At 34.0% G+C, this 23,803-nt stretch carries 13 protein-coding genes; 3 read left to right on the top strand and 10 right to left on the bottom strand.

The window, feature by feature from the left end; translation table 11 throughout:
- The first annotated feature begins 23 nt into the window (after positions 1–23).
- Positions 24–8,246 carry a T9SS type B sorting domain-containing protein gene (locus H593_RS0101780; protein ID WP_028870839.1) on the top strand — a complete coding sequence of 2,741 codons (8,223 nt, stop codon included), beginning with the start codon at positions 24–26 and terminating at the stop codon, positions 8,244–8,246.
- Between the two features lie 29 nt (positions 8,247–8,275).
- On the top strand, positions 8,276–9,271 hold the full coding sequence (locus tag H593_RS0101775; RefSeq protein ID WP_028870838.1) for a PorP/SprF family type IX secretion system membrane protein: 996 nt from the start codon (positions 8,276–8,278) through the stop codon (positions 9,269–9,271).
- Between the two features lie 9 nt (positions 9,272–9,280).
- Here the strand turns inward: H593_RS0101775 and H593_RS0101770 are convergent, their stop codons facing one another.
- The 6 genes from H593_RS0101770 to H593_RS0101745 form a co-directional block, all read right to left on the bottom strand.
- Positions 9,281–10,153: a helix-turn-helix domain-containing protein gene (locus tag H593_RS0101770; protein WP_028870837.1), complete on the bottom strand. Its 873-nt coding sequence runs from the start codon at positions 10,151–10,153 to the stop codon at positions 9,281–9,283.
- Positions 10,154–10,460: 307 nt separating this feature from the next.
- On the bottom strand, positions 10,461–11,090 hold the full coding sequence (locus tag H593_RS0101765; RefSeq protein ID WP_245584988.1) for a hypothetical protein: 630 nt from the start codon (positions 11,088–11,090) through the stop codon (positions 10,461–10,463).
- A 15-nt stretch (positions 11,091–11,105) separates the two neighbouring features.
- Complete coding sequence (locus tag H593_RS0101760; protein WP_084142242.1) at positions 11,106–11,651, bottom strand: DUF4251 domain-containing protein; 546 nt, start codon at positions 11,649–11,651, stop codon at positions 11,106–11,108.
- Between the two features lie 93 nt (positions 11,652–11,744).
- Positions 11,745–13,016 (bottom strand): FAD-dependent oxidoreductase, encoded by a 1,272-nt coding sequence (locus H593_RS0101755; protein WP_028870834.1) that lies wholly within the window; start codon positions 13,014–13,016, stop codon positions 11,745–11,747.
- 279 nt (positions 13,017–13,295) lie between these two features.
- A complete protein-coding gene (locus H593_RS0101750) occupies positions 13,296–14,849 on the bottom strand; it encodes a DEAD/DEAH box helicase (RefSeq protein WP_028870833.1) in 1,554 nt (517 codons plus the stop codon).
- Positions 14,850–15,093: 244 nt separating this feature from the next.
- Positions 15,094–16,215 carry a DEAD/DEAH box helicase gene (locus tag H593_RS0101745; protein WP_028870832.1) on the bottom strand — a complete coding sequence of 374 codons (1,122 nt, stop codon included), beginning with the start codon at positions 16,213–16,215 and terminating at the stop codon, positions 15,094–15,096.
- Positions 16,216–16,296: 81 nt separating this feature from the next.
- Here H593_RS0101745 and H593_RS0101740 point away from each other — a divergent pair, with 81 nt between their 5' ends.
- Entirely contained in the window at positions 16,297–17,109 is an 813-nt protein-coding gene (locus tag H593_RS0101740) for a DUF1853 family protein (RefSeq protein WP_028870831.1), read from the top strand.
- Between the two features lie 357 nt (positions 17,110–17,466).
- Here the strand turns inward: H593_RS0101740 and bshA are convergent, their stop codons facing one another.
- The 4 genes from bshA to H593_RS0101720 form a co-directional block, all read right to left on the bottom strand.
- Positions 17,467–18,603, bottom strand: coding sequence for an N-acetyl-alpha-D-glucosaminyl L-malate synthase BshA (gene bshA, locus H593_RS0101735; protein WP_028870830.1), 1,137 nt, complete (start codon positions 18,601–18,603; stop codon positions 17,467–17,469).
- A 107-nt stretch (positions 18,604–18,710) separates the two neighbouring features.
- Positions 18,711–21,665: a serine hydrolase domain-containing protein gene (locus H593_RS0101730; protein ID WP_028870829.1), complete on the bottom strand. Its 2,955-nt coding sequence runs from the start codon at positions 21,663–21,665 to the stop codon at positions 18,711–18,713.
- A 285-nt stretch (positions 21,666–21,950) separates the two neighbouring features.
- Complete coding sequence (serB, locus tag H593_RS0101725) at positions 21,951–23,174, bottom strand: phosphoserine phosphatase SerB (protein WP_028870828.1); 1,224 nt, start codon at positions 23,172–23,174, stop codon at positions 21,951–21,953.
- 68 nt (positions 23,175–23,242) lie between these two features.
- Positions 23,243–23,728 (bottom strand): hypothetical protein, encoded by a 486-nt coding sequence (locus H593_RS0101720; RefSeq protein WP_028870827.1) that lies wholly within the window; start codon positions 23,726–23,728, stop codon positions 23,243–23,245.
- Positions 23,729–23,803: the final 75 nt, after the last annotated feature.

Here is a 23,803-nt window from a genome sequence, read left to right as displayed (position 1 = left end):
AGGAATAAAAAAACACACACACCATGAAAAAACCTACTTTTTCAAGACTTATAGTCATTGTTTCACTACTACTGATTGGCCTACAATCTTATACTCAAAATTATGAGCCTTTTGCCCCTCGATTTAATCAAGATTTAAAAGGAGACATTGTTTTAATAGGGAATAATATTCTCGGGCCAGACAATAATGCTTTTAATGACAACACCGTATATAATCATAATGTTGATATGCAATATATCGATATTGATGGTGACGGCTCAACGTTTAGTTCATCTAGTGCAGATTTAGACATCCCAAATCCAAATTGCTATAGAATAATGTATGCAGGTTTATATTGGGGAGCAGTTAATCCTGGCGATGAGCCCATAATTGATGTAAAATTTAAAGGTCCTTCAGGAGGATATAACGATATTCAAGGAACTATTATTTATGACGCTAATGGAACAACAGTAGATGGAGGTGATAGTTTTTCATATGCCTGTTTTGCAGATGTAACAGCTATAGTTACTAGTTTTGGTTCCGGTACTGATTTGGGCACCTATACAGTTGCAAATGTGTCTTCAGGAGTTGGAGAAACATCAAATTTTAATCCTTATAACGGCACTGGTCAATCAGCTGGTTGGTCATTATTTATTGTTTATGAAGACCCTACACTTCCTGGAAAATCAATTACGAGTTTTGACGGATTTAGCGCTATAAGTATCGCTGGAAGTAATACAGAATTAGATATTCCTGTAAATGGGTTTAGAACCGTACCTGCACCTGCACCTGTAAGAGCAAATTTTGCATTTGCGACGCTAGAGGGCGATAGTCCAATTCTAGGAGATCGTTTACGTTTGAATGGCGTTAGTCTCTCTACTATTGATCGTCCTGTCGCAAACTTCTTTAATAGTTCGGTAACGCAATTAGATGCGACACCAGTAAATACAAGAGTTCCAAATAGCACCAATACTTTAGGTTTTGATACTGGAGTTATGGCTGTTCCTAATCCAGGAAATGCTGTGATTGCTAATGATGCAACTGCTGCCACTATTAGACTAGAAACAAGTGGAGACACTTATTTTCCGTATTTCTTTGCTTTTGCAGTTGAAATTATTGAACCAAATATAGTCCTTACTAAAATTGTGGAGGATGATGCAGGTAATGATATTGGCGGACAAACAGTTGGTCTAGGTTCTTCATTAAATTATGTCATTGGTTTTCAAAATACAGGGAATGATAATGCTACTAATTTTCAAATTAGAGATATACTTCCTATAAATATTATATATAATCATCCTACAGATTTAGTGTTACCTCCTGGAGTTACTGTAGCAAGTTATAATGCTACAACGCGTGAGCTAATTCTAAATATTGATGACTCTCTAGTTGAAGAGAATGACCCTGTTTATGAAATCCGTATAGAAGTACAGGTGGTTGATGAATGTAATCAGCTTGCAGACGCATGTTCTAATATTATCAATAATCAGGCATTTGCGTCCTATAATGGATTTTTTAATCCTACGTTTCTAATTACAGATGATCCAAGTTTAAATAGTAATACAGGTTGTTTATTATCGCCTCAAGCAACTAATTTCCTAGCAGATCTTGATTGTGTGTTTTCAGAGAATATCATTCTTTGTGGGACGAGTGTAGATTTAACTGCTGCAAATGGGTACGATTTATATTCGTGGTCAACAAGTTCAACAGGAACTCCTGTAATTGGAAACTCTCAAACTATTACTGTTACAGCAACGGGTACTTACTATTCTTTTAATACAGCAGTAGCACCTTGTCAATCCATAGTACAAGAGTATGTCGTAGACCTTTTTGGAGGTGACATAGAAAACCCTGTTATTCCATATGCAGATGAAATCGTTACTTGTCCCAATGACGGTAAATTACTACCAAATATCTTTTTATGTGGTGTCAATGACTCTAGAGATATACAAACAAATATATCTGGAGCATCATCAATCATCTGGGAAAAATTAGATGAGTCTAGTTGTGACGCTGTTTCAAATCCTGATTGTGCCAATGAAGAGGATACCTGTGCATGGTATGAGCTTGCTACTGGTCCAAACTTTTTAGCAGATACGTCTGGTCAATATAGATTAACGATTAACTATTCTGGTGGCTGTTTCGTACAGTTTTATTTTAACGTCTATCAAAACCTATTAAATCCATCAGTTATTGCAACAGATATTATTTGTACAACACTTGGAAGTATTACAGTTTTAGACGTCCCATCAGGTTATGAATACAGTCTAGATGGTACAAATTACCAAACAAGTAATGTGTTTTCTATTACTACTGCAGGAACGTACACGGTTTATGTAAGACAAATTGGTGTTACTACAAATCCTTGTGTGTTTAGTGTACAAGAAGTCCAAATTAGAGATCGCGATTTTACGGTATCTACAACAACATTACAACCGTTATGTAATGGTGGAAAAGGCAGTATTCAACTTGCGGCTAATGATGTAGATCCACAATATTCTTATACCCTGAGTGAAGGTGGGACTTTAGTAAATAGTATTGGACCAATTTTAGAAAACACCTATATTTTTGAAAATTTAAATCCAGGAACTTATATAGCGACAGTAGAAACTGAAAATAGCTGTTTTTATTCCGAAGAAATTATAATTATTGAACCACCATTATTAACGGTTACTGCGGCAATTACAATTCCATTAACATGTGAGGACGGAGAAATTACAGTATATCCTGTTGGAGGAACACCTCCTTATTTCTATTTTGTAAATGGAGCAACAGATTTTCAAACGGTTCCAGAAATAGTAGTCACAACCGCCGGAGTATATAACATCTTAGTTGTAGATTCTAACAATTGTAGTGCAGAAACAACAATTACTATTGACGCTATTGATCAACCAGAATTCACGATTGATACCACAGATATTGCTTGTGGTGGATCTGGAGACACGGGTACAATAACAATAAATGTTACCGCTACAAATGGTAATAGTCTTTTATATAGTATTGATGGCGGACTTACATTCTCCAACTCACCCGTTTTCACAGGTCTTGTTGAAGGAGATTACGATGTGGTCGTAGAATATTCTATTGGTGCATCTATTTGCGAAACAGAGCCACAAACGGTAACTATTATTGCTAATGATGCGATCTCTGGAACAGCAGAGTTAACAGCACCATTTACCTGTACAACCAACGGAACCATATTAGTGACTGCAGTTGCAGGAGGAGATGCCCCTTACTCTTATAGTATTGATGGTGTGAACTTTCAAACTAGTAATATGTTTACTGGTTTAACAACAGGTGTTTATACAATTACAATACAAGATGCAAATAGTTGTACCGTCATTACTAATGAAATAACAATAGAAGCTTTAAATCCTCCAAGCGATTTAGAGTTTAACATTGCTCCCATAACATGCCCCACAAATACAACAACAGTTACTATTACCAATACAGTTGGTGGTACAGGTGTTTTAGAATATCAAATTATAGCACCAACAGCAAGTACAACTCCATACCAAACCTCAAATAGTTTTGCAGGTTTAGAAGCTGGCACATATACATTTCAAATGAGAGATGAAAATGATTGTATTTATAATGAATCTATCACAATAGACCCAATCCTAACACCAACAATAACTATTGTTTTGACGTCTGGACTTGATTGTACAGCAACACCAGATGCTACTATTACAGGTGACATCACAGGAACAGCAGCATTTATATATGCAGTTTCAATTGACGGAAGTGGCTATTCAAATTTAGGAACCACAGGAACACCATTTACATATAATACATCTACGGCAGGAACATATCAATTTCAAATTACAGATGCAAATGGTTGTATTGCAGAATCAAGTATAATTACAGTAAACCCAATAACACTTCCAGCTTTAAGTCTTGTGGTTCAATCACAACCAATATTGTGTAATGGAGATGAAAATGGAACGATAGCTATGACAATAGATAATACAGTTGGAACACCTCCTTTTATTATTAATGTAAATAACGATACTACAAGTACAGATTTTGGTACACAAACTTCTGGATTACCAGCAGGAACCTATACCATTACTATAACAGATGCTAACCTTTGTACTGCTTCGGAAATTGTAACCATCAACCAACCAGATCCTATTGTATTAGATTTTGATACGGTTGATATTACATGTACAACTGGCGGAGTTTCACAAGGGTCTGTTATCATAAATACTGTGACTGGCGGAACAGCACCTTATAATTATTTTGTAACTGGAACGAATGGTTACTCAAATTCTGAATTAAATAATACAGGATCAACTTCAATTAGTTTTGACGTTGTTGATTTTGGGTTATATGAAATCAATGTGGTTGATGCTAATGGATGTTCTGTTTTAACACAGGATGTTTTGGTGGCCTCACCTCCTACTGATTTAGATATTATAGTTTCTACAACTGTTGATTGTCTTGCTGGTGGTGAAGCAGTTGTAAGTATTGGTTCTTCATTAAGTAGTGCTGGACCATTCTATTTTGCAATTTATGAAGGTCCAACTACAGTATATCCTAATCCGGTTGGATCATGGATTCCAGAAGACACTTTTGGAAGTCAGTCCGCTACGTTTACGGGTTTAATGGCTGGTGTAACGTATACGTTTATAGTCTATGACGCGTCAACGCTTTGTAGCTATTATGAACCTGCAACTGCTCCAATACCAACAAATTCGACACTCACCCTTAGTGCTGTGAGTTCAAATAACATTAGCTGTACAGGAAGTGATGATGGTAATGTATCATTTACAATTAATAGTATCTATGGAACTAACATCAATGTCGATTACGAAATATTTGATTCTTTATCTTTAATCTCAACAGGAATTACAGGATCTGCAACAGTACCTGCAAATGGAAACTTAATCATAACAGATTTAGGACCTCTACCTTTTGGGAATTACTTTGTATCAATTACGGAGACTACTGGTCCAAATACTGGATGTGGTGTGGTTACAGCGCCTTTTAATATTACTGAATCTGCGTTTCTTTTAGAATTACAGACTTCGGTAGATCAAAATGCTAATTGTAATGTAACCTCTGGATTGATTAGTGCCGTTGCTCAAAATGGAACGTCACCTTATCAATATCAAATTACAACTACCGCAACATCTCCATTGGATACAGATCCAAATTGGGTTTCTGCAAGTATATTCAATTTAGATACTGGAGATTATTATGTTCATGCTATTGACGCTTATGGTTGTATTATTACAAGTCCTGTGGTCGTTTTACCAATGGATGCAATACCTAATATTTCGGCAGTTATAAATGACTCATGTACAGTCAATGAAGGTGACTTTCAAATTGATGTCACTCTAGATACAGTCGGTATTGCACCTTATAGTTTTAGTATTGACGGAGGCGCATTTCAAACACAAACAGTACCATTTACAATCTCGAATCTATTTTCAGGAACGCACACAATTGAAATTCAGGATGCAAACGGATGTGGAAACTTAGTAACAGTAGCCATTTTAGCTCCTATTGTAATAACACCGACAATTACCGCTTTTACCACCTGTAATGATGACGATGGAGAAATAACAATTACTGAAACTGGAGGTTCTGGAATGTTTACGTATAGTATTAGTCCCAATCCTGTGTCGATTTCTGAGACTGGTGGGGTGTTTTCAGGAGTGCCTTCAGGAATCTATACAATTACAATTACAGATGTGGTAACATTATGTACCGAAGACATTTCGGTTTCTTTACAAGAGGCAACACCTCCAACATTTACTGCTAGTTCAACAGCAGTGACTTGTTTTGGAGATAATACAGGATCATTTGAAATAAATATCAACGGCTATACTGGATCATATAATTATGAAGTTTTTGATACTGGAGGAACCTCTGTCTTTGGAGTTGTAAATGCTAATACATCTACAAATCCAACAACCGTAACAGGAATGACTGCTGGAAGTTTTACAGTGGTTATTACAGAAACTGAGAGTCCGTTTTGTAATGCTACAGCTACTGTTGTGATATCATCTCCTTTTGAAGCTTTAACACTTATCGCTTCGGAAACATCAAACGTCTCATGTGACGATAGTCAAGGTACAATTACAGCTATTGCAGATGGTGGATGGGGAAATTATCAATATGAATTAACAGGAGCGGCAACAGTCCCATTTACATCTAACGGAACATTCGCAGGTTTATCTGCTGGCACATACACTATACATGTTGTAGATGCTGAAGGTTGCTTAGCTTCCGTAGATATAACACTTATTGCACCAACACCAATTGATGCTTCCTTCACACCAAGTGCCTCTATATTATCTTGTTTTGGAGATCAAAATGGATCAATTACAGTAACGAATGTTACAGGTGGTCAAGATGTAGAGTACATTTACACATTAAATACAATGACGCCTACATCTTCAACTTCTGGGCCTCAAACCTCTAGTATTTTTACTGATTTAGGAGCTGGAACGTATACTGTTTCTATAAGTGATGGCAATGAATGTTTCTTAATTTCTTCGGAAATTGTAATAACCGAACCAACACCTATTGATGCAAACTTAGTAGTTACGACCACTCAAACTTGTGACATTGAATCTACAATTACATTAAGTGCTTCTGGTGGAACAGGAACTTACACTTACAGTAACGATAGTTCTTTTGCGACTGTATTAGGGTCGTTTGTAACATCAACAACATTTTCTGTTCCTGCTGGAACCTATCAATATTACATTAGAGATGCAAATGCTTGTATCGCCAATGTCTCTAATGAAATAACAATAGATCCATTATTGCCTTTTACTATTAACTTAATGTCTATGGATCCAACGATTAATTGTTCTGGAGATAATACTGGAACTATCGTAGCTGATGCTCAAGGCGGATTAGGAAATTATAGTTATACACTTGAAGATAACTTAGGAAATACTATTACTGCTACTCAGAATAGTCCTGGTGTATTTATAGATTTAGTGGCAGGAACTTATATAGTTACTATAGAAAGCGGTGATTGTGATACTGCCTCTGCTCCTATTACTATTACAGAACCTACATCACCCTTAACTATTGATTTTATAATTAATGATGTGACGTGCAGTGGAAACAATGATGGTGTTCTTACCATCAATGCTACTGGAGGAACAGGAATTATTAAATATGCTATTTCTCCTCAATTAGATCAATTTTTTGAAACTAATATTTTTGAGAACCTTGCTCCTGGTATCTATACAGTTATCGTACAAGATGAATTAGGATGTTATGAACTCTTTGAGTTTACAATAACTGACCCAGAACAAGTTATTCTTAGTATCGTTCCAGATTCTCTATTTGAGGAAACTTGTGAAGGGGAAGGTAATGCTGCGTTTAGTATAGATATTTTTGGTGGAACACTGCCATATAGTGTGAGCCTAGATGATTATAATGGTCCATATACAACAGGAACTGCAGTACAAACTGAATTTGACTTTACGAATCTTGGTGGAGGAGACCATGTTGTATTTGTTCGTGATACTCAAGGCTGTGAAACAGAATGGAATATTACGTTCCCAGATTCGGTCAGCTTTGATCCAATCGTTGAGATTGAATATGCTTGTGAAAATAACGCAACTGTAAATACTGTAACAGTGATCGTGGACGGAGGTAGTGTTGATCTCGCAGACTTAGACTATGCGCTTAATGGAGGGGCTTTTCAAATGAATAATGTATTTACAAATGTTGTTCCAGGAATAGATCACTATATAGATGTAAGACATACAAATGGATGTATTAAAACTACCGAATTATTTAATATCACAGAATTTGAACCTTTATCTCTCATCTTACAAGAAGGAGAAAACGTTGGAGAAATTATAGCAATTGTAACTGGTGGCACAGGTGGTTATCAATATTCACTTAATGGAGAAGATTATGGAGATACCAGCATTTATGTCGTGACAGAGGAAGGTACTTATACTGTAGTGGTTACAGATAGTAGTGGTTGTCAGGCAACAGCAATAATTGAAATAGAAATCTTAGGACCCTGTATTCCAAATTGGTTTACACCAGATGGAGATGGTGTTACAGATACTTGGGCTCCAGGTTGTATTGAAGATTATCCAAACTTAACCTTTGATATTTTTGATAGATATGGTCGTAAAGTTGCCACCTACAATGTAGGTCAATTTTGGGATGGTAGATATAATGGACAAGAGCTACCTACTGGTGATTATTGGTACGTCGTAAAACCAAATAGCCCATTACTAGAAAAAGATTATGTAGGACACTTTACGCTTTACAGGTAATTAACCTTCAAATTAAAACAACAATTCAAATGAAAAAATTTATAATATATATCCTTTTAGTTGCCAGTTCGATTGGTTATGCACAAGAATTGAATTTACCTGTATGGACGCAATATTTGGCAGATAATGATTTTGTGATTTCTCCAACCTATGCAGGAATTGGTGATAATCTTAAGGTAAGACTTAATGGCCTAACGCAATGGGTAGGTATAAAAAACGCACCAGATAATCAAGCGTTATACGCAGATTTTAGAATAGCAAAGCAATCTGGTGTTGGATTGACATTATACAATGACAGAAACGGAAATACACGTCAAAAAGGTGCAAAGTTATCTTTTGCGCACCATATCATTCTCGATTATACCTCAAAACAATACTTGTCATTTGGATTATCTTACAATATAAATGCTTTTAGAATAGACATAGAGAATTTTCAACCTACCGAAGAAATCCCCATTGTAAATGTTGGGGACGACAGAGCTATCTCAAATAATAATTTTGATGTTGGTTTACTATATCGTTTAAATAGATATTATTTTAGCTTAAATGCTAACAATGTTTTAAATAAGAGCGTTGATGATTTTGTAGGCGTTGAACCTAGAAACTTACTAAATTTCCAAGCATACACAGGCTATGTCTTCAATAGTAAAGGGAATAACAACGTAGAATTTGAGCCATCGCTATTTTTCCAATATTTTAGCAGTGATCAACGATCTGCTACAGATATCAATTTCAAATACAGGAAATTTAACAGAAGTGGTGATTACTACTGGGTAGGTGCTTCTTATCGTTTTCTAAACGATCAATATTTAAAGCCACTTAATTTAGGACCAATGGCTGGCATTATGAAAAACAAGTACTATTTTGCGTATTCGTATCAAATGACGATTAATGATCTTTCAGGATATAACTCTGGAACACACAGTATCACTATTGGAATAGATTTCCTTCAAGGTATTAGCGATTGTCCATGTACTAAAGGAACGAGTTACAGAAAGTATAAAAATAATGGTACTAATCAATAGAAATATAGCTTAATCCATTTCTAATTTGTAGCCTATACCATGCGCATTAGTGATTCTAATGGAGTCATCGTCCTTTAATATTTTTCGTAATTTAGAGATATAAGTATCTAAACTTCGACCTACGAAAACACCATTATCTTCCCATACTTTTTTAGTGAGGTCATCACGTTTTATAATTTGATTAGGATGGGCCACAAATATTTCTAAAAGTTCACATTCCTTTTTTGAGAGACTAATCTCTGTTGCTGACTTTACGAGTTTACTTTGTTCTGGATAAAACTGAAAGCTTCCAATTATAGAATAAGATAGTGTGCTTTTTTCTTCGGAAATAGGCTGTGATTTCGATTTCCGTATGTATAAAAAGAAGACGTAAACAAGCACTCCAAAAACTAAAACATAAGGTACATGTTTCTTTCTGAATCCACTTGGGACGACGATATCTAAGAATTGAATATTTATAGTATAACATGCTTCAGGAAGAAAACGTCCAGCGCAGGGGATAATAGTGCGCTCCTCCTCTACATTCATTTCATAACTGTAAGCAACTTCTCTATCTGCACATTGTAATACTTCAACACGATAGTTTTTTGATAAGCTCGCTAAATTTAAGCTACTATCAATCACTGTGACGATATTACTGGGTTCAAACCTTAGTGGTTTTTCAAACGAAATACTATAGAAATACGGTTCTATTTCTTTAACTGGTAAGATTAGTGAAGTTGAGTCTAAATTCCGAAGTAATAATTGATTACCCGCTTCACGTAATACAACTTTGGTCATGCCAACAAAATGATTAGACTCCTTTTTTACACATGACGTAATCATGAATAGAAAAGACAATACAATGATAATTGTTTTAGTATAAGGGTGTTGATGTTTCATAATGAACTGTAAATAAGATGATAATTCATGACTTTTTACAACTGTTGACACTTCTTTTACATTTTTTTTACATTTGTCATCTGACCAAAATCTAGTTCTACCTTAAGGAAATTAATCGAAAACAAAACGTATGAAAACAGGAATCCTAGAATAACTAATTACATAAAGTATGACCACGATTGGAAATACTCAAACAAATCTAGCTATTGAACTATCAAGAAGCTAAATTAAATGGACTAGTAATCATACTTTTTAGTTCATCACCTCAAGGTTTTAATCACCAGATTTAGTAAGTTATAAAGTGATATTACTCTTCCCAACCCCAAGGTGCGTCTGGTGTTTTTATAGTTTGAGTTAAGTCCATTACAACTTTAAAGACACGATCTGTACCGAAACGTCTTAAGTTATATGTAAACGTAGTCTCATCTATGGTGATCCACCACACATTTGTAGCAGCAGCAGGTATCATTTTTTGTGTATGCTTATCTGCAGAAAATATTTGGATATCAGCTTTTCCTGTGTTGGTCGTTATTCCTCCATAAAAATTGACATCATCTTTAGTACCATCTTTATGTCTGTGATCATGTATTAATGTCATTTGGTTATCGTCATAACTCAAAATCCAAGTCCGTGATTTGTCTTCTCCAACAAAAAAAGGAATTTTAATTTCTTTATCTGTGCACTTACGCACATGCATCACTAGTTGTTTGCCACCAAAATCTTTATCTTCTTTTGGTAATTCTAATTGACCTTGATAGGCTTTTCCACAATGTGATTGTAAGGTATTCCAAAATTGCTTAGAAGGAGTTTCTGTTTCTTGAGCTATCATTGAAATTGAAAACGAAAGACATAGAAAGAGTAATTTTGTTTTGGGAGACATTATTTTAGTTTTAGAATCTCCGTAAGTTACTATAAAATTTGCCTTAAAATAAGGCATAACTACTATTTTAACTTACTCCAAAATAGGACTCACATAACCCGTATATCTAATAGGAAATCGCTTTGCTCCTTTTAATATGATGTCACTCCTAAGGTTTGGATATAAGTGAATGGTAACATCGAAATTCTCGGAATGACTTCTAGCGTCAAACGTTATCGTGTAACTGCTATTACCATTTTTTATCACTTTATAATCTTTCATTTCTCCATCGAAACTAATACTGCCATCAGATCCATTGTATCCTGTATTAGATTGTACTTCGCCAAAATATGGCAGTTTAGAAGATAAAACGTCGTTTTTTAACCTTAATTCATTCTGGTTTCCAATTAAACTAATGCGACTAGCGCTATCACCAGGTGCTAAAAAACCGGCATTTTGAAGCATCATTAAACTACCTGTACTTTGAGGTAACGCCCAATCAGACTCAATTACAAAAGATTGCTCAGCTACCAAGTCGTCTAGTATTTTTATTTGTTCTGGTGTAGCCTCTATTTTCGAAGCACTACAAGACATAATAATAACTGAAAATAAAAAAACGAAAGTATAATTGAGTTTCATAGTACGACTTATTTAAGTATTAAATTACACTTTTTAAGTGACAACAGCTTAATGTTTAACATATTATAACACAAGATTAATTATAAATTAGAGCTATTTAAAAGTAATAGAATCAATTTTCATACCATCCTCTAACGCAAGAATTAAACCCTCTGCAGCTCGCTCGCCAGAGCGCATTGCCGCATTAAGAGACCCATTTAATAAATGATCTCCTGCTAGAAAAATAGTCGCTTTTAATTGCGTTTCTGAAGGCGAGCAATCATTATACAAGTTAGTGAGCTGAGGTAATGCCTTTTTGATGTGATAACGTTTTAAAAATGTAGTATCTGTTATATTGCAAAAGGAATTTAAGTCGGCTTGTACCCGTCTAATTAATTCAATGTCATCTAAGTCATGCTCTTTAACTACAGTAACAGATAATAATTCTTCATCACCCTTAATTTTGGTTTCTAGCGTATTATGAAAAAACAGGTTATTGATTAGTGCATTATCATCTGCCACAAGCCCGATGATAGGCTTATTTGACGCACGTGTTTTAGTTTTAAAATAAAGATTATCACAAGACTTCCAATACGCGCTATGATTCAAGTTTTTAACCATAGTATGGGCCTCTGTAGCTATAATTGTATAATGTGTATCCAACCGTTTTCCGTCGTTAGTGATGATATGATCATCATTAACTTCCTTTACTTTTGTATCAAAAATAAATGTGGTATTGTTTAATTGTGATTGCAATTGTTTTGGGATTTCACCAATACCACCCTTTGGCAGTGTTGCATGACCTTCGCCAAACATTTTATATACAAATTCAAACATTCTGCTTGAAGTCTCTAGATTAGGTTCGAGAAAAATACCAGAGAAAAACGGTTTAAAAAAATCATTAATCATCTCGGCACTAAAACCCCTTGATTTTAAATAATTTGAGGTTGTCATTTCTTCCGAAGAAAATATTGAAGAAAGACTCTTCTTTTTTAATGCTGTATTTAGTTTTAAGACTTTTAATTTGTCATTAAAAGATCCTATTGATGCAGTCATAGTAGACAATAATAAAGAAACATCTCGTAAAGGGTCACCTATAGTTTGTGATTTACCATCTTTAAAAATAGTCGCGCCTGGCTTAAACTTTTGAAGATCTAAAGCATTAAAATTAAGATGTTTTTGTGCTAACGGATAGGCATCCAATAAGACCTGAAATCCGTGATCTAATTGAAATCCATCAACTACATCTGTTTTAACACGACCTCCAACCTCTTTTGTTGCTTCAATAATAAAGGGTTTATATCCTTGCGCTTCTAGTGTTTTTGCAGCGATAAGACCGCTAATGCCTGCTCCAATAATATGAATGTTGTAATCTTCTCTTTTCATGTTATAAAGATACGCCGTACAAAACAATTCTCAGATACTTAAAGTAGAATGAGACATTATTTTTAAAAAGATTATCTAAAAAAACTACAAATCTTTAGCGTTTCAATGCGCTTTACTTATTTATAATATCTTGATTTATTTTAAACTCAATATTCCTGTTTTACTTTTTTGTTTAAATTGAACATCCTAAAATAAATCTTTAGAATAGTCTCCTGCTTTTTCAATTTCTGTAATTTCTTCACTTCTATACTCAGGTTTTACTTTATCACTAAATTGTATTTAATCTTCTGGAGGATGACCGTGGATTTGTTCAAAAACTTCATCAAAATTAACACGCAGATAACTATTCAATTTTTTACGATAATCATCTCGTAACCAGCTTAAGAAATTATATGTGCTTTTACTAATACACTTGGCATAGACATCAATTCTCACATCGATATCTCCACCTAGTAGTTTAGCTAACGCTAAAGCATCATAAAGATCTTCACTATTCTCAATGCAAATTTTGGCATGTTGCTCGATAGAGCGTTCTAGTACTACTTTTGAAGATTCACCTTTGAAAGTCGCATCTTTATAAACTTGTTTGATATCGAAATAAACCTCGTCAGATTTAGAAAATTCTTTACGAAGCTCTTCTGGCATCTCATGTTTAAATTGACCTTCAATGGTCTCATCATCTACCAACCTATCCATAAAATAATTTGGTGACCTGAAAATTGTTTGCCAATCAAGATCTGCTCCCCAAGGACCAAATCTATGGTTATTATTACCTAAATCTATTACCGTAAATTTTGATTTGTTATTTAAGATTCGAGAACCTCTACCTATCATTTGGTAATATAATGTGAGTGATTTCGTTGCCCTATTTAGAATAATAGTATCAATTGTAGGCTCATCAAAACCTGTGGTCAAAATGCTTACAGAGCTCAAAATAGCATCTGGCGTATCTTTAAACCATTTTAATATTTGTTTACGCTGCTTTTTTGTAGCCGTATTATCAAGGTGCATGATTGGTAACCCAGCTTCCCTAAAAGTGTGGTACACCATAATTGATGTGTTGATACCATTATTAAAAATCAAGGTTTTCTTGCCGTCAGAGTGTTTTTTATAAGCCTCTAATAATTTATCTAACATGGCAGGACTCGAGTATAAATCTTCAGAAGATTTAACCGTATAATCTCCATTACTCCCAATTTCTAAGGATGTTAATCCCATATCATATTGAAAGACGTCTGCATGAGCCAAAAACTCATTCTCAATTAAAGATTCAATAGTCTCGCCAGCAATAAGCTCACTATAATTGTCTTTCATTGGTAAATCCTTATTAGAACTTAATGGCGTAGCAGTAACTCCTAATATAAACGAGTTTTCAAAAAACTTAAATAATTTAGTAAATGAATTATAATGCGCCTCGTCAATAATGACCAAACCAACATCAGAGATATCCAGTATACCGTCATTAAGTCTATTGTTTAGCGTTTCAACCATTGCCACATAACAACTATAATCTTCTTGATCATCCAAGTTCGCTTTGCTATCAACGACCTTATTAGTCACACCAAAACTTGTGAGCATCACAGAGGTCTGTTTACACAACTCAATTCTATGAGTCATTACTAACACTTTTCTCTTATGCGTCTTTAGATATTGACGAACCATTTCAGAAAAAATAACCGTTTTCCCTCCTCCTGTTGGAAGCTGGTAAAGTAAATGATAATCATCTGGAGCTGTTTCAAATTTTTCAAAAATTTGATCTATTGCTCCTTTTTGATAACTGTATAATTCTTTATCGGTTTTTTTATCTTGAAGTTCTAGGTTATCTCGGTTCATACTTTGTTTTAAGAATTGCAAAATTAAAGCCTTTATGAGTTTTTATCGAACATTTTTATCGAAAATATTATTGAAAAACTAAATTACCTAGATGCTATAAAAAAGCGAACTCCTTAGTGACCATACTAAGGAGTTCTAATTTGTGTAATACCTAAACAAGTATTGCTACTTATTTAAGTGACTCCAAAAGTAGTCTAATTCTATGAGTATATACGCAATTTCGAAATAAGATTATAGTAATTTTTTATAATGTTATTTGTTTAAACTTAATATCTAAATCTTTTTGGATTTTTTGGATATCTTTCTCTTCTCCAGATATGATAAGTGCTATAGATTCACCGGTTTTTCCTGCTCTGGCTGTTCTTCCGCTTCTATGTGTGTAGTATTCTAATTGATCTGGTAATTGGTGATGAATGATGAAAGCCAGGTTATTAACATCAATTCCTCTTGCAGAAACATCTGTTGAAATCAAATACTGAAGTGACCCATTCTTAAAAGCTCTCATGACTTTATCACGTTCTTTTTGTTGCATATCTCCTTGAAGCGCATCGACTGAAAACCCCTCTGCTTTCAACGCTTCAGTCAATTGTACAGTTCCTAATTTAGTTCTGCAAAAAATAATCCCTCTATCATCATCATACTTGTCTAATAATCTAGCGACAATATTGGTTTTCTCTTTAATAGATGTAACTATATAATGGTGGCTAATATTAGCATTCACCAAACTATTTTTATCTATTTCAACACGAACAGCATCTTTAGCCATATACGTTTTTACCATACTCTGAATTCCCTCAGGCATCGTCGCCGAAAACAACCAAGTATGCCTTGATCCTTCTGTATATGCCAATATTTTATTCAAATCTTGTTGAAAACCCATACTCAACATTTCATCAGCTTCATCTAGAACTAAGGTGTTAATATTTTTGATATCTATTTCACCACGCTCGATAAAATCTAACAGACGACCAGGAGTAGCTACAATAATATGAGTGGCACGTTGTAAACGTTTTAACTGCACATCCATTTTTTCGCCACCATAAACACCCTCTGCAAAAATCTTGTGATCACTATATTTAGTAAACTTAAAAAGTTGTTTTTGTATTTGTTGTACTAATTCTCGTGTAGGCGCCAAAATTAAAGCTTGTACATGATCCTTTTTAGGATTAATATTCTGTAATATTGGCAACCCGAAAGCAGCAGTTTTTCCAGTCCCTGTTTGTGCTAATCCAATAAAATCCTTATTATTTTTCAATAATATAGGTATCGCCTCTTTTTGTATTTGAGAGGGCGTTTTTATATTGAGTTCTTTTAGTCCTTTAATGAGCGATTTAGAAATTCCTAAGTCGAAAAATGTGGTATCCATAGTCTGTTATAATTGACTACAAAGGTATTGTTATTAAACTAATTTTATAATTAATTTGTTATTATGTAATTTCGAATTTAAATGAATTTAAGTCCGCAACATCTCCAAGCATTATATCAAGCCTATTGTAAAACACATGTGCTCTGGAAAAGTACCGATATCAGCACTCTAAAGCAATTAGAAATTCCTATTTGCTATGACCCCCTTTTTCTTCGGAAATTGGAGCGACGACTGCGATTAGGTCAATTAGCAGAACAGTTTGTCTTCAATCAGCTAGAAACTTGCAAGTCTATAAAAATACTTGCCGAAAATATTCAAATCCAAAAAAATAAACTGACTTTAGGAGAATTAGATGCCCTATTACTTGTCGACAATCTACCCATACATTTAGAAATCATCTATAAATTTTACGTCTATGATCCTACTTTAGGAAAAACAGAAATTGAGCGATGGATTGGCCCAAACAGAAAAGACAGTCTTATAGAGAAACTCAATAAGCTAAATCAGAAACAGTTACCACTACTCTATTCTCAAGATTGTAAGTTTACATTAAAGCAATTAGATTTAGAACATTATAAATTTGAACAACATGTCTTATTCAAAGCGCAATTGTTTGTACCATACCAACAACAGGTGACTATTGAGCTTTTAAATACAGATTGCGTTTGTGGTTTTTACATCAATACATCACAACTAGAAACGTTTAAAAACCATTTGTTTTATATTCCAACAAAGTTGGATTGGTTTTTAAAACCTCATGCCGATATTGATTGGTTGGAGTATTCAAATTTTAGAAGTGAGTCTAAAGTGTTTTTAGATAATAATCAATCTCCTTTATTTTGGATGTTATCTAAGACAGGTGAATTGACTAAGTCCTTTTTAGTTTGGTGGTAGAATTTTGATTTGAGGTTTTTTTGGTGTAAAACACCAACAAAGGCCATGGTTTTATAGTCGGATAGAGAATTCAAAATAATTATCTTTCTGTTCTTTTATTTTGGGAGTTTTTAAATAGCTAAATCTATTATATTAATTTTTCTCAAACACGAAAAGATCAGAGCCTTTTTGGTTTATTGAATCACTAACTTTTAAAAATATCATCTCTAATTGTTTCAAATAAAAATAATCAGAGTCGCTTAAGCAAACTGTAGCTGCATGCCCTTCTTTTATTTCGGTTACTATTCCATTTAGATTTTTGATGTAAAAACTTACTTTATTTATATAATAGCTTTATTCTAAATAAAAAAGCTAACACTAGGAAACCAAACTCCGCTTCAAAGTCTCCTCATAAATGGCTTCGTATTGAGGTACAATCTCATGGATACCAAATTTTGTAGATACCTTTTTTGCATTCCGTTTAAACAGAGCTAATATTTTTTCATCCTTTAAAATATGAAGTGCATTTTTAGACATGTCTTCTACATCGTTAATCTCACTCAAATAACCTGAAACTCCATGTACATTAACTTCTGGGATTCCGCCAGTATTACTTGAGATTACAGGTACTCCAGAGGCCATAGCTTCTAATGCAGATAAACCAAAGCTTTCGGTTAAGGATGGTAACAGGAATAAATCACTAAAACAGAGAATTTTGTCTATTTCATTACTATTTCCGAAGAAAACAACTTTAGAGCTAATTCCTAATTCTTCACATAAACGCTCGGCAGCTTCACGCTCTGGTCCTTCTCCAACCATCATCAATTTAGCGGGTATTTCCTTTTGAATCTTGTAAAATATTTTGATAACGTCGGGTATTTGTTTGACCTCTCTAAAATTAGAAATGTGGGTGATGATTTTTTCATCATCTGTTGCCATCATAGCACGTTGGCAATCTGTAAATTTAGGGGCATACTTATCTAAATCTATAAAATTTGGTACCACATAAATTTCTTTCTTGATATTAAATAAACGCAAGGTGTCTTCTTTTAAGCTTTTCGACACCGAAGTCACAGCATCAGATTTATTGATACTAAACGTCACCGCAGGCTTATAAAACGGATGACTTCCAACGAGCGTAATATCTGTACCGTGGAGCGTCGTTACAATTGGAATATTAATACCGTCTTCTAATAACATTTGCTTTGCCATATATGCTGCATATGCATGAGGAATCGCATAGTGCACATGCAAAACCTCAATCTTATGAAGCTTTACCATATCTACTAATTTACTTGATAAAGCCAGCTCGTAAGGTTGATATAAGAATAAGGGATACTCAGGAACAGTAACTTCGTGATAATGCACATTGTGACTCAGTAGTTCTAATCGCACTGGCTGACTATAAGTAATAAAATGAATTTCGTGACCTCGCTTGGATAATTCTAATCCTAACTCTGTAGCTACAACTCCACTTCCACCAAATGTTGGATAACAAACAATTCCTATTCGCATTTCTATTTTAGATAAAAGAAAAAAGACAAAAGAAAAAAGATATCTTTAGATACATCATAATTATTTTTTTGATTACTTATCTAAACCACTCCTCTTTATTCTATTTTCTAATTTATATTATTAATTACTTCACTCTCAACGCCATCAACAATAATTGCCTCGTAAATTAATCGCTGTATTTCTGTTCTTATGTCTTCTTTTAGCAATCTATTTTCTCCTGCATTAGGATAAGTTCTGTTGGCTAGAAAGATATATACTATTTCTTCTTCTGGATCTGCCCAAGCATAGGTTCCTGTAAATCCAGAATGTCCAAAACTCTTCATAGATAAGCAACCACAGGTTGGTCCTGCGTCTCCTAGCTGTGGTTTGTCGAAACCAATGCCTCGCCTTACATTTTTATCGCAATAATAACAAAAATTAAACTTGTCTATAGTTTCTGTTTTTAAATAGCGTTTACCGCCATAAAATCCTTTTTGAAGATACATCTGCATGATTTTGGCTACATCATTGGCATTACTAAAAACACCTGCATGACCTCCAACTCCGTTTTGCATGGCTGCTCCCATATCATGCACATAACCACGAACTTCCTTAAACCTAAAATAATCATCTACTTCTGTAGGGATTAAATTTCGATCTGAAAATTTAGAAGATGGATTATAGGTCGTATAATTAGCACCTAAAGATTGGTAAAAGTGTTCTTGTGCTAACTCATCTAATGGCTTTTTATAATAACCTTCTATATACTTTTTCAATATATAATAAGGCAAATCACTGTAACGGTAACGTTGTGTTGAAAGTAATTCTGTATCTCTAATTATCTTTTGAATTGAATCTGGATAATCCTTACGTAAATACATTTCTTCTGAAACTTTAATATTAAATTGTGGTGATGCAGTACGCCTATAATATTTTGGATCAGGTTTTTTCGTTATTGAATCCAATGTCGCTACATAGAAAGGAATCCAAGGTTTCAGTCTGGCATAATGCGATAACATCTCCTTAATGGTGATGTTTTTTTTGTTTGTTTTAGCATATTCTGGAAGCATTCGAGATAGCTTTGTATTTAATGATACTGCTTTCTTTTCTTCAAGTTCCATTAGTAAAGGAAGTGTCGCTAAAATTTTTGTAAGCGAAGCAACATCATACATATCCTCAAATTTCACTTCTTCTTCTCCTTCATAAGTATGTTTTCCAAAGTTTTTATTATAAATTACTTTGCCTTTACGAGCAACTAATAATTGAATACCTGGTGTCATTTTTTGGTCTACAGCATATTGAGCAACGGAATCTAAACGCTCTAATTTTTTAGAACTCATTCCTACGCTCTCTGGTAAACCATAGCTTAGTGATTGCAATGCTGTGTATTGAATACCGTCACCAACCTTAAAATGTTCACCTAACGAAACTGGAACTGTCCCTTTTGACGCTAGTGCTCCAAAAATAGTTTGAGCAGATTTTTGTTGAGCAATAGCGCTATTTTGATAACTCATGACAATACCTTCTATATTTTCAATAGTTGCTAAGTCTATAAGCGAATAAGGTATCGCGAAGACATCAAGAATTACGGTGTTAGTTCTCGCTATTTCGTAAAGCCAAACAAGCTCTCGATCTTCGAATTTATAGTCTTGCCAAGGGTTGTCATTCATTTTATGGAAACCAATAATAACCGTATTATAATTTTGAAGTTTTATAATCAATTCATCTAATTTTTCGGCTTCAACGAGATGAACTTTAGAATATTTTTTTAATTCATTATAAAATGTAGAGCCTGAGCTATCACCTAATTCGACGTAAGCTATTTTTTTGGTTTCTAAATTTCGTAGTGGTAAAAGCGATTGTTCATTTTTAAGAACAGTTGTAGAGGCTTCCATCAATTCCTCATAGAGCAAGTCATCTTCTAACCGATTTAAATCATCTAATAACGTAGTAGTACCAATAGGTTCATAAGTATTTAAACCTACTTTAAATTTCGCCATCAATATTTTTTTAACGGAGTGCGCTAGGCGCTCTTCGGTAACTTCTTTACTGTTATAAGCTTCAATAATTTTTTCAATAGCTTTTGGTACGTCTTCAGAAATGAGCAAAACATCATTCCCAGCTTGTAAAGCGGCTAAGTCAATCTCACCAGGAGTGCTATAATTTGAAACCCCTTTCATTTCTAAGGCATCGGTGAAGATAAGACCTCTAAATCCTAGTGAATCTTTTAATATGTCTGTAACGATATGCTTTGATAATGATGATGGAAATCCGTCACGTGGTTCTAAACTTGGGACATTTAAATGTGCCACCATAACACTAGATAACCCCTCTTTTATTAATTCTCTATACGGATATAACTCTATAGAATCAATACGTTTTTCATTGAAGTTTATGGTTGGTAAGGTTTTATGAGAATCGCTATCTGTATCGCCATGACCAGGAAAATGTTTAGCATTCGCTAAAACTCCAGCATCTTGCATTCCTTTCATAAATGCCAACGCTTTATCGGTTACATTATCTCTATCTTCTCCAAAAGAACGATTACCAATGATAGGATTTTTGGGATTTGTATTGATATCTACTACTGGAGCAAAATTAAAATGAACACCAATTCGTTTACAATGTTCGCCAATATGATAACCAGTTCGTTCTACTAATCTATTATCGGCTATAGCACCTAAAGTCATATTCCAAGGAAATGCATAGGTAGAATCTAAACGCATGCTTAAACCCCATTCTGCATCCATTCCAATTAATAATGGCGTTTTAGAAATGGCCTGATACAAATTGTTTTGTCTGGCTTGCGCAACAGGACCACCAGTAGAAAATATAAGACCACCAATGTGATAGTCGTTGATAAGCTCAGCAACAAACTTTTCATTAGATTTTTCACTATCTGAAAACGCTCTAATCATAAATAACTGTCCAACTTTTTCTTCAAGTGACATATCATTATAGACGCTATCTACCCATATTTGCTGCGCTTGTAAATCTTTATGCGCTAACGGATGACTGGCATCTTGAGCAACTAATGAGGGTAATAAGCTAAAACAAAAAATGAGGGACAATATATATCGCATAAAATAAAGATCTTTGAGAGTTGTTCTTAATTATAGATAGAACTAAAAACTATGCCAAAATAGTATTTTTGTGATGAAGTATAAAAGACTTTGTGATAGATTTATAAAGAAGTTTGTAAACAAAATGGTCCTTTATGTATTATTTAAATACTGCCTTAATCTTACTTCGAACAGATTGTGACTTCAATGTGGCATCATTAGAATCATAAAAAATGTTCTTATCTATGTTTTCAAGAGTGTCTTAGGTCGCTTTTATATTCTCTGAAACCTAAATATATATTGGTTTTATTCCATTAAATCTATATGTCTATCATGATAGCCTAGTAGATAAAGCACACCATCTAATCCAACGCTGGAGATTGAGCTTTGTGCACTATTCTTTACCTTTGGCTTCGCGTGAAATGCAATTCCTAATCCCGCTAGATTGAGCATAGGCAAATCATTGGCGCCATCACCAACAGCTATGGTTTGGCTAATATTTATGCCTTCTTTATCTGCAATTTCTTTGAGGTATTCAGCCTTTTTATTACCATCTACAATATCACCAATATAACCACCTGTTAGAAGACCATCTTTAATTTCTAATTGATTAGCGTACACGTAATCCATACCCAATTCTTGTTGTAGATAATGACCAAAATAAGTAAAACCACCCGACAGAATTGCAGTTTTGAATCCATATTTTTTTAGGGTGTCAATAAGTCGTTTAGCACCTTTTGTGATTGGTAAATTTACAGCGACCTCATGAAGTACGTCTTCACTCAAGCCTTTTAAGAGTTTCATACGTTGTTTAAAACTCTCATTAAAATCTATGTCGCCTTGCATTGCAGACTCTGTAATTGCTTTTACTTCTTCTCCAACGCCTGCGAGTTCTGCTAATCTATCAATAACTTCAGCTTGAATAAGAGTAGAATCCATGTCAAAACAAACTAAACGTCTATTTCTTCTATAAATATTATCTTCTTGAAAGGCAATATCGACATCTAAGTCTCTAGAGATTTGCATGAATTTTTTAGTCACTTCTTCCTTACAATTAATTTTACCCCTAATAGATAACTGTATTGATGAGTGAGGATATTCTTCCTTATTTATAAGGGATGTACGTCCTGTTAGTCGTTTAATTGCGTCAATATTTAAATTTATTTCAGAAATTACTTTAGTTACTTCTGAAATTTGCTCGGCAGATAGTTTTTCTCCTAAAATGGTAACAATGTATTTATCTTTTCCTTGTTGTTTTACCCAACTTTCATAATTTTCTGAAGTAATTGGACTAAACTTTGCAATAATACCTAATTCATAAGATTTAAATAATAAATCCTTTAACACCGAAGCTGAGCTTGCTCCAGATTGAATTTCAAATAGAATTCCTAAAGATAATGTGTCGTGAATATTTGCTTGTCCGATATCCAATATCTTAGCATCATACTGTGCTAAAACGCTAGTTATGCTGGACGTTAACCCTGGTTTATCCTGTCCCGAAATATTTAATAAGAAAATTTCATTTGACATGATATTCTCCTCTAATTCTTTTAAAACAGCGTCTTTATTTTTGTTCATGCCTAATGGCTTAGAGGTATTTATTTTAAAAATCTACTATGCCAACTTTCACTTGCAGGAACTTCCCAATTTTCTTTAAACTCTGCAATATTATGGACCATATTATTAAATACAATTGTGTTTTTAGAAACCGCTTTTTCTTTTGCCATTTTCTTAAAATCTAGTAATGTTTTATGGGCGACATACTCACCTTGCTTGTAAGACACGTTCATTTTGTCCATCAAATTAACACTATAATCTTTTTCTAATTGCTGAATGAAATGCACAGAAGCATCGATACTACAACCCGTAGCATTGCTTATGCTTTGGTTTAAAGCTATAACTATAAAACGCTTGTATTCAATTGTGTAACCCGATTGCAAATTGCTGCCATGAGCAGTCCAATTCTCAATAAAGATATTTAGTTTTTCTTTTATTTCTGTAATCTCTTCTTCCGAAAATGATCTATTGGATTGATAAATCCAAACTCGAGACTCCTCGGGAAGTGTATTAAAATCAACTAGCATAATTTATTCTTTTGTGTATTTATATCTTAACGAAATAATCAAAACCCGTAAAAATAGCTGTAAAAGACAGACTAT

It is taken from the genome of Psychroserpens burtonensis DSM 12212 (assembly GCF_000425305.1).
GTDB classification, from domain to species: domain Bacteria; phylum Bacteroidota; class Bacteroidia; order Flavobacteriales; family Flavobacteriaceae; genus Psychroserpens; species Psychroserpens burtonensis.
The sequence above is the reverse complement of the archived record's forward strand: the minus strand, read 5'-3'. Positions and strand labels throughout refer to the sequence as shown.

Bases quoted from the DNA above. Each gene is read 5' to 3' on its own strand.
- H593_RS0101765 (WP_245584988.1), bottom strand. From the start codon at position 11,090: ATGCCTTATTTTAAGGCAAATTTTATAGTAACTTACGGAGATTCTAAA.
- H593_RS0101750 (WP_028870833.1), bottom strand. From the start codon at position 14,849: ATGAACCGAGATAACCTAGAACTTCAAGATAAAAAAACCGATAAAGAA.
- H593_RS0101775 (WP_028870838.1), top strand. From the start codon at position 8,276: ATGAAAAAATTTATAATATATATCCTTTTAGTTGCCAGTTCGATTGGT.
- H593_RS0101755 (WP_028870834.1), bottom strand. From the start codon at position 13,016: ATGAAAAGAGAAGATTACAACATTCATATTATTGGAGCAGGCATTAGC.
- bshA (WP_028870830.1), bottom strand. From the start codon at position 18,603: ATGCGAATAGGAATTGTTTGTTATCCAACATTTGGTGGAAGTGGAGTT.
- serB (WP_028870828.1), bottom strand. From the start codon at position 23,174: ATGTCAAATGAAATTTTCTTATTAAATATTTCGGGACAGGATAAACCA.
- H593_RS0101760 (WP_084142242.1), bottom strand. From the start codon at position 11,651: ATGAAACTCAATTATACTTTCGTTTTTTTATTTTCAGTTATTATTATG.
- H593_RS0101720 (WP_028870827.1), bottom strand. From the start codon at position 23,728: ATGCTAGTTGATTTTAATACACTTCCCGAGGAGTCTCGAGTTTGGATT.
- H593_RS0101730 (WP_028870829.1), bottom strand. From the start codon at position 21,665: ATGCGATATATATTGTCCCTCATTTTTTGTTTTAGCTTATTACCCTCA.
- H593_RS0101745 (WP_028870832.1), bottom strand. From the start codon at position 16,215: ATGGATACCACATTTTTCGACTTAGGAATTTCTAAATCGCTCATTAAA.
- H593_RS0101770 (WP_028870837.1), bottom strand. From the start codon at position 10,153: ATGAAACATCAACACCCTTATACTAAAACAATTATCATTGTATTGTCT.
- H593_RS0101780 (WP_028870839.1), top strand. From the start codon at position 24: ATGAAAAAACCTACTTTTTCAAGACTTATAGTCATTGTTTCACTACTA.
- H593_RS0101740 (WP_028870831.1), top strand. From the start codon at position 16,297: ATGAATTTAAGTCCGCAACATCTCCAAGCATTATATCAAGCCTATTGT.